Genomic DNA, 13,860 nt, shown 5'->3' on the forward strand with positions numbered 1-13,860 from the left:
CTCAAATCTCCTTGGTCAGGCTGGGGGTGTCGTGATCGGCATCGGCCGAATCGTCGGCGGCGGACAAAGGACGCGCCGGAGTACGCTGCTTGCCTGGACCACCGTCCGGCGTCTCGGCGCCTTCGCTGATCTTCGGCCCTTTGCGCACCAGGCGCATCATGTAACCGAGACCTGCGCCGAACAGGGCGAAATACACCACCACAAACATGATCAGGGTGATGCTCATCTGCATGAAGCTGTGGTTGGAAGAGGCATCCGCGGTGCGCATCAAGCCGTAAACCACCCACGGCTGACGACCGATTTCCGTGGTGAACCAGCCCGCAAGAATCGCAATCAGGCCCGAAGGTCCCATCCACAACGCCAGGTACAGGAAAGGTCGCGAGGTGTAGAGCGAGTCGCGTTTACGCAGCCACAGGCTCCACAGACCGGTGAAGATCATCAGGAAACCGAGGCCGACCATGATCCGGAACGACCAGAACACAATGGTCGAATTCGGCCGGTCTTCCGGCGGGAATTCCTTGAGCGCCGGGACCTGTTTGTCCAGCGAGTGAGTGAGGATCAGGCTGCCGAGGTACGGGATTTCCACGGCGAATCTGGTTTTCTCTTCTTTCATGTCCGGCCAGCCGAACAGGATCAGCGGCGTCGCTTCGTCGCCCTTGTTTTCCCAGTGACCTTCGATCGCGGCGATTTTCGCCGGCTGATGCTCGAGCGTATTCAGGCCATGGAAGTCGCCGATCACGGCCTGGATCGGCGCGACGATCAGCGCCATCCACATCGCCATCGACAGCATCGTGCGGATCGCCGGATTGTCCTTGCCGCGAAGCAAGTGCCAGGCCGCCGAAGAGCCGACGAAGAACGCCGTGGCGACAAACGCAGCCGTTGCCATGTGCATCAGACGATAAGGGAACGAAGGGTTGAAAATGATTGCCAGCCAGTCGGTGGGGATTACCTGACCGTTGACGATCTCGAAGCCCTGCGGGGTCTGCATCCAGCTATTGGACGCGAGAATCCAGAACGTCGAAATCAGCGTGCCGATGGCCACCATGACGGTGGAAAAGAAGTGCAGCCCACGTCCGACCTTATTCCAGCCAAACAGCATCACCCCGAGGAAACCGGCCTCAAGGAAGAATGCCGTGAGCACTTCATAGGTCAGCAACGGCCCGGTGACGGCGCCAGCGAAGTCCGAGAAGCGGCTCCAGTTGGTGCCGAACTGGTAGGCCATGACGAGCCCCGAGACCACGCCCATGCCGAAGTTGACGGCAAAGATCTTCGACCAGAAATGGTAAAGGTCACGGTAGGTGTCGTTATGGGTTTTCAGCCACAAGCCTTCGAGCACAGCGAGGTAACTCGCCAGGCCGATGGTGATGGCCGGGAACAGGATGTGGAACGAAATGGTGAACGCGAACTGAATTCGGGCGAGATCGAGTGCCTCTAAACCGAACATAAGTCTTCCTCTGTCAGGTAATACCGGCTTCGGGGCTTGTGGCCCCTGCGCCTACTGCCCCCACGGATATGGAGTGCGGCGAATTCTGATTCGTTCTTTTTTAACAACCATCGCAACGCAGGGAGTCTGGCCAACGGGCCACCAGAGCATGGCCCGGGAGGGTCTTGATCTGGATCAAGCAACGTTGAAAGAGTAGTCCCATTTCCGACGAACAACTGCGTGGTCGTTTGCCGCGTGACAAGTTGCCTCATCGGCGCGGCAATGCTCTGCAATGGATTTCTTGCGGCGAGCTTGAGGAAATCGATGTCTGGCTAACTAAATTTTTTGTCATAGCAACTTCCTGTTACAGACTGGTGATAACCTCGCGGTTCCCCTCGAGCCAGACCTGCCTTCAGATGCCCAGCCAAGAGCCCCTGCTTTTACGTCACCATCGTCCGTTTCTCGCTTTCTGGTTCGCGCGGATCTTCACCGCCAGCGGCTTTCAGATGCTCACTGTGGCAATTGGCTGGAACCTCTACCAATTGACCGGCAACGTCCTCGATCTGGGTCTGGTCGGCCTGGTCGAATTCGCCCCGCGTGTGCTGTTCATGCTGCACACCGGGCATGTCGCCGACCGCTATGACCGACGCAAAGTCGCGGCGATCTGTCAGTCGTTGCAGGCATTGATCGCCCTGGCGCTGGCCATCGGCAGCGCCACCGATCACGTCACCCGCGAGATGATCTTCATCCTCGCCTTCCTGCTCGGCGCGGCGCGTTCGTTCGAGATGCCGACCACCCAGGCACTGCTGCCGAGTATTGTGCCCAGCGCACTGTTCCCACGCGCGGTGGCAGCGGCACAATCGGCGCAACAGTCGGCAACCATCGTCGCCCCGGCGCTGGGCGGCTTGCTCTACGCGTTCGGCAGCGTCTGGGTGTATGGCCCGACCGTGCTGCTGTATGTCATTGCCTGCACCTTGATGCTCAACCTGCCCGCGCGGCAAACGCCGTTGAACAAAGGCAAAGCCACGCTGGACTCGTTGCTGGCGGGGATTCGCTTCATTCGCAGCCGCCCGGACATTCTCGGGGCGATTTCGCTGGATTTGTTTGCGGTACTCCTCGGCGGGGCCACGGCGTTGCTGCCGGTATTCGCCAAGGACATCCTGCTGACCGGGCCGTGGGGCCTCGGCCTACTACGTTCGGCACCGGCGGTCGGCGCACTGGGGATGTCGCTGTTCCTCGCCCGATTTGCCGTGGAACGCAACGTTGGCCGGATAATGTTCACGGCGGTCGGCGTATTCGGTGTTGCAACTATCGCCTTCGGCCTGTCGACCTCGTTCTGGTTCTCGCTGGCGGTGCTGGTAGTGCTCGGCGCGGCGGACATGATCAGCATGGTCATCCGCGCCTCTTTCGTACAATTGGAAACCCCCGACGAAATGCGCGGCCGGGTCAGCGCGGTGAACGGGCTGTTTATCGGCGCTTCCAATCAGTTGGGCGAATTCGAGTCCGGTGTCACCGCTCACTGGTTCGGCACGGTGCCGGCGGTGGTGATGGGCGGGATCGGTACGCTGGTAGTGACGGGGACGTGGATCAAGTTGTTTCCGACGCTGGCTAACCGGGACCGGATGCATGTGCCGGTGGAAGAGGTGAAGGTCTGAAGCGATCCAGACCTACAACTCCCCCGCCACTTTCACCCGCAAGGCCTTGCCGCCGAGTTGCTCGACCAGCGTCAAGGCAAACTCCAGCGCAGCGCTGGAACCTTGCGCGGTGATGCAATTGCCGTCGACCACCACCGGTTGATCAACAAACGTACAGCCCGAGAGTTGATGGCTGGCGCTGGGCAAACAGGTCATGCGTCGTTGACGCAGCACTCCAAAGGTTTGCAGGGCGACGGCCGGGGATTCGGCGATGGCGGCGAACAGGCGTCCGGCGCTGGCTTGATCCTTGAGCAGTTGTTGCAGCGGTTGATGTGCGGCCAGATGTTGTGACCCGACAACACCGCCGGGCAGTACGATCAGGTCGAAGGTTTGCGCCAGCACATCGACCAGCATGCCATCGGCGGTCAGGCGTGTGCCACGCGCGCAGGTGAGCATGCGTCGCCCTTCAATACTGGCGGCTACCACCTCGATGCCGGCCCTGCGCAGCACGTCGATCAGGGTCACGCTTTGCAGATCATCGATGCCCTCGGCGAGGGTAATCAGGGCTCTAAAGGTCATGGGCGTTATCCGCTGGGTGATCTTCCAAGCGTAGACAGCTTTGTCCGGCCCTGTTCGCAGACAGCCGTTACTTGATGTAAAGCTGGGTCGACATCGTATTGCGTGGCGCGTTGATCGAGGTGTTGCTGAAGGTGAAGGTGCCTTCCTGCTTGCCCGCCAGATCGAAGGTATAAAGAGAACCGACGGTCTTGTTGCCGGGAGTGCACTCGGTCAGGTTGCCGTTATCAAAGGCACAGACCGGCGCTCGGGTGCCGTTCACCTCGAAACCGTCCAGGGTGGCATGCGGCTGGCTCTGGCCGTATCCGACTTCCAGTACATAGACCTTGATGCTCGGCCCACTATGATTGCATTGGGTCTGCGTCTGGCCATCGCCAATGTCCTCCAGGCCACAGGCCGGCGATTGCACCTTGATCACTTTCACTTGGGTCAACGGCTCCGCCGAGGCCGCCAGCGCTATCGGAGCCACGGCCATCAGTGCTGCAATCAAACCCGAAACCTTCATCCAGCACCTGCTCATGCGCTTCCCGTCCCGAAAAAATCAGCGCGCAGTATGGCGCAGTTGGCTTCAACGCAAAACTTCGCCGACGATCGACACCAACAACCGCCATATTCCTCACGCTGCTGGTATGATGCGCGGCTTTTTCCGGCCCACCACAATTTTCCAGGCGCTTGCGACGGTCTGTGCTTTGCTGTTGAGGTCGATACATTCACGGCGCCACGCGCGCCACGGGGAGCAGACATGCTGGAAAGGCTGTTTCAACTCAAGGCACACAACACCAACGTGCGCACCGAGATTCTGGCGGGCATCACGACTTTCTTGGCCATGGCCTACATTTTGTTCGTCAACCCGAGCATCCTCGGCGAGACCGGCATGGACAAAGGCGCGGTATTTGTCGCCACCTGTCTGGCAGCCGCCATCGGCTCGACCATCATGGGCCTGATCGCCAACTACCCGATCGCCCTTGCGCCGGGCATGGGTCTGAACGCCTTCTTCACCTACACCGTTGTCCTGCACATGGGCCACACCTGGCAAGTGGCGCTTGGCGCGGTGTTCATCTCGGCGGTGTGCTTCTTCCTGCTGTCGATCTTCCGCATCCGTGAATGGATCATCAACAGCATCCCGCTGCCGCTGCGATCGGCGATTGCCGCCGGTATCGGCCTGTTCCTGGCGCTGATCGCACTGCATAACGCCGGTATCGTCGTCAGCAATCCGGCGACCATGGTCGGCCTTGGTGACTTGAAAGCCCCGGCACCGATCCTCGCCACCCTCGGCTTTGCCCTGATCGTTGCCCTCGAAGCGCTGAAAGTGCGCGGTGCAGTACTGATCGGCATTCTGGCGGTGACCATCATTTCCATCGCGATGGGCTTCACCCCGTTCAACGGCGTGACCTCGATGCCACCTTCGCTGGCGCCGACCTTCATGCAACTGGACATCAAAGGCGCACTGGACATCGGTCTGGTCAGCGTGATTTTCGCGTTCCTGTTCGTCGACCTCTTCGACAACTCCGGCACCCTGATCGGCGTCGCCAAGCGCGCCGGCCTGATGGGCAAGGACGGCCACATGCCGAAAATGGGCCGCGCACTGATCGCCGACAGCACCGCGGCCATGGCCGGTTCGTTGCTGGGTACGTCGACCACCACCAGTTACATCGAATCTGCTGCCGGCGTGAGTGCGGGCGGGCGTACCGGTCTGACGGCCATCGTCGTGGCGATTCTGTTCCTGCTGGCACTGTTCTTCTCGCCATTGGCGGCCAGCGTTCCGGCGTTCGCCACCGCGCCGGCACTGCTGTTCGTCGCCGTGTTGATGACTTCCGGTCTGGCGGAAATAGACTGGGACGACATCACTGTCGCCGCGCCGGTCGTGGTGACCGCGCTGGCCATGCCATTCACTTACTCGATCGCCAACGGCATCGCGTTCGGCTTCATCGCCTGGACCGTGATCAAGTTGTTGTCCGGTCGCGCCCGTGAGCTGAACCCGGCATTGGTGATTCTGTCGATTCTGTTTGTGATCAAGTTGGGTTGGTTCAACGCATGACATTCGATTCCCAGGCTTACGCCGAGCAACTTGAAGCCAAGGTCACGCGTTTGCGTGATCTGCTGGCGCCGTTCGATGCCCCCGAGCCGACCGTGTTCGACTCGCCGCTGCAGAACTTCCGTCTGCGCGCCGAATTCCGCCTGTGGCGCGAGGGCGGCGAGCGGCATTACGCGATGTTCTCGCAGGACGACAAACGCACGCCGATCCTCATCGAAGAGTTCCCGATTGCCAGCCTGCGCATCAACCAGTTGATGCCGCAATTGAAAGCGGCGTGGCAAGCCAGTTCGGCGCTGAGCCACAAGCTGTTTCAGGTGGAGTTCCTGACCACGCTGGCCGGCGATGCGATGATCACCCTGTGCTATCACCGTCCGCTGGACGAACACTGGCACGCGGCAGCAACCAGGTTGTCGGCGGATCTCGGCGTCAGCATCATCGGGCGCTCGAAGGGCAAACGCGAAGTGCTGGGCCTCGATTACGTGGTCGAGAAACTCGATGTCGGCGGCCGCACTTTCAGCTATCGCCAGCCGGAAGGCGCGTTCACTCAGCCGAACGGCACGGTGAACCAGAAGATGCTCAACTGGGCGTACGAAGCACTCGGTGATCGCACTGACGACTTGCTGGAGTTGTATTGCGGTAACGGCAACTTCACCCTGCCGCTCGCCACCCGCGTACGCAAAGTGCTGGCTACCGAAATCAGCAAGACCTCGGTCAACGCCGCACTGAGCAACCTCAGCGAAAACGCTGTGGATAACGTCACCCTGGTGCGTTTGTCCGCTGAAGAACTGACCGAAGCGCTCAACGAAGTGCGCCCGTTCCGCCGCCTGCAAGGCATCGACCTGAAGAGCTACGAATTCGGCAGCGTCTTCGTCGACCCGCCGCGCGCCGGCATGGATCCGGACACCTGCGAGCTGACCCGGCGTTTCGACAACATCCTGTACATCTCCTGCAACCCGGAAACCCTGGCGGCGAACATCGCCCAGTTGCACGACACGCACCGCATTACCCAGTGCGCGTTGTTTGACCAGTTCCCGTGGACGCATCACATGGAATCGGGTGTGTTGCTGACCCGGCGCTGAATGCGAATGCCGGATACGAAAAAGCCGTCGTGATTGACGGCTTTTTTGTGGGAGCTTACAGGGCGGGATCGGCCTTGCGTGGGCGACCGCCCTTTTTGCCGTTGGCCCGTGCCGCGGCGGACTTTGCAGCACTGCTCTGACGACCGTTACGCGATGCAACCACCGACGCGGCCATCCTCATGAGTGACGGGCTCGCTGAGATCAGCCCGGCAATGGAAACGTCAAGGTCTTTGCCCTCATGGCACAGCGCAGTGCCTGCGAAGCCGACGGTCAGCCCCTCGTAATCGCCTGCATCAAACCCGTCGAACTCTGAATACTGGTTCACCGGTAGCAACACACCACTGCCGTCCTCAAAACGGATGACCAGAGATGTTTTTTCAATGCTCACAGAAACCGCCTGCAGACTGCTGGCCTGTCGTGCTTCACCACGTTCTATGGCTGCATCGAGCATTTCTTCCGTCAGTGGGCGATGTACGGACGGCTTTGCTTTGATGACTTTCATAAATGGATTTCAACTCCTTCCAGTTTACCGACCAGTGTCAGAAGCACCCTGTCCTCTTCTGGTTCATAGCGCGCTGCAGCGATCCTGTAGGTAGTATCGGTAACCGCTTTCATCACGGGTACCTCGTTTGATTCGCAGTCCCACACCTGATTGTCGAGACAGACGGTCTGCAAGCCTGACCACCAGATCCCACGTGCGCGACGCAGATGAACAGGATGTCCAAGTGATCGACACAAGCCCTCCAGCACGGCCATCGGCGGTCGACGAGACAGCGGCACGACATCCCACAGATCAATGTCGTTGTGCCAGAAGCTGAACTGGAATCGCGCATTCCAGACGCCCGCATTTACATGAACGTGAGGTGGGCAGTGCTCATCCCGCAACATAACGCGTATCGACAATCCCTTGTAGCTGCATACCTTCATACTAACCCATCCGTTAGGTTATTAAGTTTCAGGATTCGATAATCCTCTCAAATCCGACGACCGGAGCAGCACAGCACGCGCTATTCCTCTCCACTCTCAGGCTAGCGCCGGCATGGGTCATGAGTCGGTGAATCTCCAAGGGAAAACGTAAGCAAAGCTATCGTTACGACTCGAACAGCATTAAGTAAGAAATGGCTTGCGTTCGATTACCGAACACAAAAAACCTGGCCTCAAGCACTTCAATTGACCGATGTAACCATCTAGTACATTTTATCTCCACAGGCTGAAACCCTCGGCCAAAGCCAAAAACAATAAGTGGAGTTACCCCTCATGCCCCCTATCGTTCTGGTGCTCAACGGCCCGAACCTGAACCTGCTCGGCACCCGCGAGCCGGCCACTTACGGCCACGAAACCCTGGCGGACATCTCGGCGTTGTGCGGTCGCGCTGCCGAAGAATTCGGCCTGGCCGTGGAGTTTCGCCAGACCAATCACGAAGGCGAACTGCTCGACTGGATTCACGCCGCCCGTGGCCGTTGCGCCGGGATCGTGATCAATCCGGCCGCGTGGACGCACACTTCGGTGGCGATTCGCGACGCACTGGTGGCCAGTGAATTGCCGGTGATCGAAGTGCACCTGTCCAACGTCCACGCCCGCGAGCCGTTTCGTCATCACTCGTTTGTCTCGGCGATTGCCACAGCCGTAATGGCCGGGTTTGGCAGTCATGGCTATCGCCTGGCACTGGAACATTTCAGCCAGCGGCTGAAGGGGTAACGCGCATGTCCCGCTCTAACGTAATACTCGCCGGGCTGATCGGCGCCGGCATTCAGGCCTCGCGCACGCCGGCGCTGCATGAGCACGAAGGCGATGCCCAAGGCCTGCGCTACCTCTATCGATTGATCGATCTCGATCAGTTGAAAATGGACAGCACCGCCCTGCCCGACCTGCTGCTGGCGGCCGAACGGATGAACTACACCGGGCTGAACATTACTTTCCCGTGCAAGCAAGCAATCATCCCGCTGCTCGATGAGTTGTCGCCGGAAGCCAAGGGCATCGGCGCGGTGAACACCGTGGTGTTGAAGGACGGCAAACGTGTCGGTCACAACACCGACTGCCTCGGTTTTGCCGAAGGTTTTCGCCGTGGCCTGAAGGACGCTGCCCGTGAACGCGTAGTCCAGATGGGTGCCGGCGGCGCGGGTGCAGCAGTGGCTCACGCCCTGTTGAGCGAAGGCGTACAACAACTGAGTATTTTCGACGTCGACCGTGAGCGCGCCGAGAGCCTGGCGAACAATCTCAATGAGCATTTCGGCGTTGCTCGTGCGATCGCCGGGCATGATCTGCCGAGCTCGCTGAATCAGGCTGACGGGCTGGTGAACACCACGCCGATGGGCATGGCCAAACTGCCGGGCATGCCGGTGCCGGTCGAGCTGCTGCGCAAGGAACTGTGGGTGGCGGAGATCGTGTATTTCCCGCTGGAAACCGAACTGCTGCGCAATGCTCGTGCGCTGGGTTGCCGGACGCTGGATGGCGGCAATATGGCGGTGTTTCAGGCAGTGAAGGCGTTTGAATTGTTCAGCGGCGTGGTGCCGGATGCGCAGCGAATGCTCGCGCATTTTCAAAGCATGAACGGTTGAAGATCAACCTTATCCCCCTGTGGGAGCGAGCAAGCTCGCTCCCACAGGGGTCGGTGTCAGGCCTGCAGGTAGCGCAGCACCGATTCGCAAATCATCTCGCGATGCCGCTGCTTGATGCTTTCATCCGGCAGATCGATCTGAAAGATCTCGCCAAACGTGTGCCGGTTCGACACACGATAGAAGCAGAACGAGCTGATCAGCAAATGCACATCCAGCGCATCCAGCCCCGCACGGAAAACACCTTCAGCAGCACCACGACGCAGAATCTCGCCGAGTGAATCGAGGATGGTGTTGTTCATCGCCTTGATCGCGTCGGAACGCTTCACGTATTCGGCGTTGTGGATGTTTTCAATGCTGACGATGCGCACGAAATCGACATTGCGGTCGTGGTGATCGAAGGTGAATTCCACCAGACGCCGAATCGCCTCTACCGGCGCCAGCTCGGCCAGGTGCAGACGGTTTTCGGTGCTGCGGATGTCACCGTAAAGCTTTTCCAGCACCTCGACGTACAACTGCTCCTTACTGCCGAAGTAGTAATAGATCATGCGTTTGGAGGTGTGGATTCGCTCGGCGATCGCATCGACGCGAGCACCGGACAAGCCTTGCTGGACGAACTCGACGATCGCCTCCTGCAAGATGTTCTCACGGGTCTTTTCCGGGTTGTTCTTGCGACTCTTGCGCGGCTCTACAGTGGAAACTTCAGAAGCTGCGGAAAGTTCTGTATTCATCGTCATTGCGGGCTCACGGCCATCACTGCACAGGCGGCGATTATGGGCTGCGCAGCACAGTGAAGGAAGCCGCGCGGCCCGTGTTTAATCCCGCGTTTACGAATTTCCTACAACTTCGCCTGACGCACGGCGCCACTGCGTGATTTGGCCATCGCCGCCAGACGCACCGCGACGTTCGCTGCGCCATACCCGGCATAGCCATTCTTACGCTGGATGATCTCGAAGAAGAAACGCCCTTCAAACGGTTCGGTGTAGACGTGGAACAGCTCACCGCCCTGGGCATCACGGTCGTACAGAACGTTGTAATACGCCAGTTCACTGAGAAACTCGTCGTCGAAATCAAAACGCGCAGCAAGGTCGTCGTAATAGTTGAGCGGAATATCCAGCAGCGGCACGCCGGCTTCTTTGGCGCGACTGACTTCGGCGAAGATGTCATCACAATCGAAGGCGATGTGGTGCACACCGGAGCCGCGATAACTCGACAGCGCGTGGGAGATCGCGGTGTTGCGGTTCTCGGAGATGTTCAGCGGCAAGCGGATCGAACTGTCGCGGCTACGCAAGGCGCGGCTCTTCACCAGACCATACGGATCAGGCAGCACCACTTCATCGTCCGCTTCGAAATCCAGCAGGCTCTTGTAGAACAGCACCCAACTGTCGAGGCTGTCGGCCGGCAACGCCATGGCCATATGATCGATACGCTTGAGACCGCCACGGGCCGGCGCGTCTGCCAGCAGGTTGAAATCGGTGCCGTAGACGTCGGCCTGTTCATCCACCAGATAAATCAGGCTGCCGTCCGGCGCGCGCACCGCTGCCAGTTCCAGTTCGTTGGGGCCGACCAGTCCACGATAGGGCTGACCTTTATAGGCGACAGCACGGGCCAAGGCACTGGCGCTGTCCTTGACCCGCACAGCCGTGGCACACAGCGACGGGCCGTGAGCCTCGAAGAAGCTGTGCGCAAAGGAATAAGGCTCGGAGTTGAGGATCAGGTTGATGTCTCCCTGACGCAACAGACTCACGCTCTTGGAGCGGTGTTGCCCGGCCTTGACGAACCCCAAGCGTTCCAGCCAGTTCGACAGCTTGGCGCCGAGGCTTTCATCGACGGCAAACTCGAGAAACTCGATGCCGTTGTACTCGCTGGCCTTCGGTGTTTCGAAAAGGATGTCGCGATTGGCGACAGGCGTCGCTTCCTGCTCGAGACGCTGACGGGTCTTCTCTTCCAGATACAGCAGAGAACGCAAACCGTCAGCCGCATTGGCCCGTGGCGGTGCAGCGCGGAAGCCGTCGTTGAAGATCTCCAGCGACAGTGGCCCGGTGTAACCGCTCTGGATGATCGGCGCGAGGAAACCCGGCAGATCGAATTCGCCCTGTCCCGGGAAGCAGCGGAAATGCCGGCTCCACTCCAGCACATCCATGGCCAGGATCGGCGCGTCGGCCATTTGCACAAAGAAGATCTTGTCGCCGGGAATGTCGGCGATGGCGCGGGGATCGCCCTTCAGCGACAACGTATGAAAGCTGTCGAGCAACACACCGAGGCTCGGGTGATCGGCCTGACGCACAATGTCCCAGACCTGTTGATAAGTATTCACGTGACGGCCCCACGCCAGCGCTTCGTAACCAATGCGCAAGCCGCGCGCACCGGCATGCTCGGCCAGCAGGCGCAGGTCATCGACGAGAATTTGTTGATCACCGACGCTGTCAGCCGAGGCGTTACTGCAGACCAGCACCAGGTCGGTGCCCAGCTCCTGCATCAGGTCGAACTTGCGTTCGGCGCGCTCAAGGTTGCGCGCCAGGCGATCACGGCGGCAGCCTTCGAAATCGCGGAACGGCTGAAACAGAGTGATGGCGATGCCGAGGTCGGCGCACATCTGTTTAATTTCCCGCGGGCTGCCGTCGTAGTACAGGAGGTCGTTTTCGAAGATCTCCACCCCGTCGAACCCGGCGGCGGCAATGGCTTCGAGTTTTTCCGGCAGGGTGCCGCTCAAGGAAACGGTGGCAATGGAACGCTGCATGCTTCAACTCCCGGACTGCGCCGCTTTATCTTTACTGTAGGAGCTGCCGAAGACTGCGATCGTTTGATCTTTATTCGTGAAAACAGAATCAAAAGATCGCAGCCTGCGGCAGCTCCTACATGGGATGGTTTTTATAGTAGGGAAATTATTGGCTGCATCGATCGTGGCAGCAATTTAAAGTGTACTACCCGGTTAGTTTTTCGTGCGATTATCGAACACAATGGCGGTTTGGCGAATTGACGATTTTTCGTCCACTGCCCAACATCGACTGCACATTGAGTCCGGTTCTGAACCACCGGTCGCAGCGTGCAAGTAACAAGCACACCAAATAACAAATCCAAAAACGGGTGGAACACATGATTCCTTCACAGACTTCCCGCATGGCTCCGGCCATGAGCACTGCCACGGGTGGCATCGGCGACAAGATCCGCGGCGCCATGGCTGTCGGCAAGACCCGTTGGGGCATGCTGGCGCTGGTGTTTTTCGCCACTACCCTGAACTACATCGACCGCGCCGCCCTCGGCGTCATGCAGCCCATCCTCGCCAAGGAAATGAGCTGGACGGCGATGGATTACGCCAACATCAACTTCTGGTTTCAGGTCGGCTACGCGATCGGTTTCGTCCTGCAAGGTCGCTTGATCGACCGGGTCGGCGTCAAGCGCGTGTTCTTCTGCGCCGTGCTGCTGTGGAGTCTGGCCACCGGTGCCCACGGTCTGGCAACGTCAGCCGTTGGCTTTATGGTCTGCCGGTTTATTCTCGGTCTGACTGAAGCGGCGAACTACCCGGCCTGCGTGAAAACCACGCGCCTGTGGTTCCCGGCCGGCGAACGTGCGGTTGCCACCGGCATCTTCAACGCCGGCACCAACGTCGGTGCGATGTTCACGCCGATGCTGCTGCCACTGGTGCTGCACGTCTGGGGCTGGCAAGCGGCGTTCCTGTGCATGTCGGCACTGGGCGGCATCTGGTTGCTGTTCTGGGGCTTGAAGTACTTCAACCCGGAAGATCACCCGAGCGTTAAGCAGTCCGAACTGGACTACATCCAGCAGGAAGTCGAACCGGAACAGGCCCGCGTGCCGTTCTCGAAAATCCTGCGGATGCGCGGCACCTGGGCCTTCGCCCTCGCCTACTCGCTGACCGCGCCGGTGTTCTGGTTCTACCTGTACTGGCTGCCACCGTTCCTCAATCAGCAATACAATCTGGGCATCAACGTCACCCAAATGGGTATTCCGCTGATCATCATTTACGTCACGGCTGACTTCGGCAGCGTCGGTGGCGGCATTCTGTCTTCGTTCCTGATCGGTCGCGGGATGAACTCGATCAAGGCGCGGCTGCTGTCGATGTTCCTGTTTGCTTGCTGCATCATCGGCGTGATCATGGCCGCCGGCTCAGCCAACCTGTGGGTGGCGGTGGCCGCGATTTCTCTGGCCATCGGTGCGCACCAGGCGTGGACAGCAAACATCTGGAGCCTGGTGATGGACTACACGCCCAAACACATGATGAGCACCGTGTTCGGTTTCGGCGGCATGTGCGCAGCGATCGGCGGGATGTTCATGACCCAGATCGTCGGCCACATCCTCACCGTCACCAACAACAACTACACCGTGTTGTTCACCCTGATTCCGGCGATGTATTTCATTGCGCTGACGTGGATGTACTTCATGGCACCGCGCAAGATTCCTACCGTCACCGAATAACCTGCCTACACCCGGCTCCCTTGTAGGAGCTGCGGCACGCTGCGATCTTTTGATCTTGATGTTGAAGATCAAAAGATCGCAGCCTCGTTTCACTCGTCAGCTCCTACACAGGCGGTTGCGGTCT

General features: G+C 59.5%; 13 protein-coding genes. 6 read left to right on the plus strand and 7 right to left on the minus strand.

Features of this window, described 5'->3' with window-relative positions; genetic code table 11:
• Position 1: 1 nt before the first annotated feature.
• The gene (locus H8F23_RS14825; protein WP_194934857.1) at positions 2-1,444 is read right to left on the minus strand and encodes a cytochrome ubiquinol oxidase subunit I; all 1,443 of its coding nucleotides are present in this window, start codon (positions 1,442-1,444) and stop codon (positions 2-4) included.
• 395 nt (positions 1,445-1,839) lie between these two features.
• Here H8F23_RS14825 and H8F23_RS14830 point away from each other — a divergent pair, with 395 nt between their 5' ends.
• Complete coding sequence (locus tag H8F23_RS14830; protein ID WP_194934858.1) at positions 1,840-3,078, plus strand: MFS transporter; 1,239 nt, start codon at positions 1,840-1,842, stop codon at positions 3,076-3,078.
• Between the two features lie 12 nt (positions 3,079-3,090).
• Here the strand turns inward: H8F23_RS14830 and H8F23_RS14835 are convergent, their stop codons facing one another.
• Both H8F23_RS14835 and H8F23_RS14840 read right to left on the minus strand, forming a co-directional pair.
• Positions 3,091-3,636 carry a DJ-1 family glyoxalase III gene (locus tag H8F23_RS14835; RefSeq protein WP_095048729.1) on the minus strand — a complete coding sequence of 182 codons (546 nt, stop codon included), beginning with the start codon at positions 3,634-3,636 and terminating at the stop codon, positions 3,091-3,093.
• Positions 3,637-3,703: 67 nt separating this feature from the next.
• Entirely contained in the window at positions 3,704-4,153 is a 450-nt protein-coding gene (locus H8F23_RS14840; RefSeq protein WP_194934859.1) for a DUF4879 domain-containing protein, read from the minus strand.
• Positions 4,154-4,375: 222 nt separating this feature from the next.
• Here H8F23_RS14840 and H8F23_RS14845 point away from each other — a divergent pair, with 222 nt between their 5' ends.
• On the plus strand, positions 4,376-5,671 hold the full coding sequence (locus H8F23_RS14845; RefSeq protein ID WP_007909733.1) for an NCS2 family permease: 1,296 nt from the start codon (positions 4,376-4,378) through the stop codon (positions 5,669-5,671).
• On the plus strand, positions 5,668-6,747 hold the full coding sequence (gene trmA / locus H8F23_RS14850) for a tRNA (uridine(54)-C5)-methyltransferase TrmA (RefSeq protein WP_194934860.1): 1,080 nt from the start codon (positions 5,668-5,670) through the stop codon (positions 6,745-6,747). The genes H8F23_RS14845 and trmA overlap by 4 nt, the downstream gene beginning before the upstream one ends.
• 55 nt (positions 6,748-6,802) lie before the next feature.
• On the opposite strand, the gene H8F23_RS14855 is transcribed toward trmA, so the two are convergent.
• Entirely contained in the window at positions 6,803-7,249 is a 447-nt protein-coding gene (locus H8F23_RS14855; protein WP_194934861.1) for a DUF2442 domain-containing protein, read from the minus strand.
• Positions 7,246-7,674 (minus strand): DUF4160 domain-containing protein, encoded by a 429-nt coding sequence (locus H8F23_RS14860; protein WP_194934862.1) that lies wholly within the window; start codon positions 7,672-7,674, stop codon positions 7,246-7,248. Before H8F23_RS14860 ends, H8F23_RS14855 begins: the two co-directional genes overlap by 4 nt.
• 330 nt (positions 7,675-8,004) lie before the next feature.
• Here H8F23_RS14860 and aroQ point away from each other — a divergent pair, with 330 nt between their 5' ends.
• Both aroQ and H8F23_RS14870 read left to right on the plus strand, forming a co-directional pair.
• Entirely contained in the window at positions 8,005-8,445 is a 441-nt protein-coding gene (aroQ, locus tag H8F23_RS14865; protein WP_008084592.1) for a type II 3-dehydroquinate dehydratase, read from the plus strand.
• Positions 8,446-8,450: 5 nt separating this feature from the next.
• On the plus strand, positions 8,451-9,305 hold the full coding sequence (locus H8F23_RS14870; protein WP_194934863.1) for a shikimate dehydrogenase: 855 nt from the start codon (positions 8,451-8,453) through the stop codon (positions 9,303-9,305).
• Between the two features lie 56 nt (positions 9,306-9,361).
• Here the strand turns inward: H8F23_RS14870 and H8F23_RS14875 are convergent, their stop codons facing one another.
• Together H8F23_RS14875 and quiC are read right to left on the minus strand one after the other, a co-directional pair.
• Positions 9,362-10,039, minus strand: coding sequence for a TetR family transcriptional regulator (locus H8F23_RS14875; protein WP_194934864.1), 678 nt, complete (start codon positions 10,037-10,039; stop codon positions 9,362-9,364).
• Positions 10,040-10,140: 101 nt separating this feature from the next.
• The gene (gene quiC / locus H8F23_RS14880; protein WP_194934865.1) at positions 10,141-12,042 is read right to left on the minus strand and encodes a 3-dehydroshikimate dehydratase QuiC; all 1,902 of its coding nucleotides are present in this window, start codon (positions 12,040-12,042) and stop codon (positions 10,141-10,143) included.
• Positions 12,043-12,398: 356 nt separating this feature from the next.
• Between quiC and H8F23_RS14885 the strand changes: the two genes are divergently transcribed.
• Positions 12,399-13,736, plus strand: a complete 1,338-nt coding sequence (locus H8F23_RS14885) for an MFS transporter (RefSeq protein WP_099757240.1) — start codon at positions 12,399-12,401, stop codon at positions 13,734-13,736.
• Positions 13,737-13,860 lie beyond the last annotated feature (124 nt).

This window comes from Pseudomonas neuropathica (assembly GCF_015461835.1).
Classification (GTDB): Bacteria; Pseudomonadota; Gammaproteobacteria; order Pseudomonadales; family Pseudomonadaceae; genus Aquipseudomonas; species Aquipseudomonas neuropathica.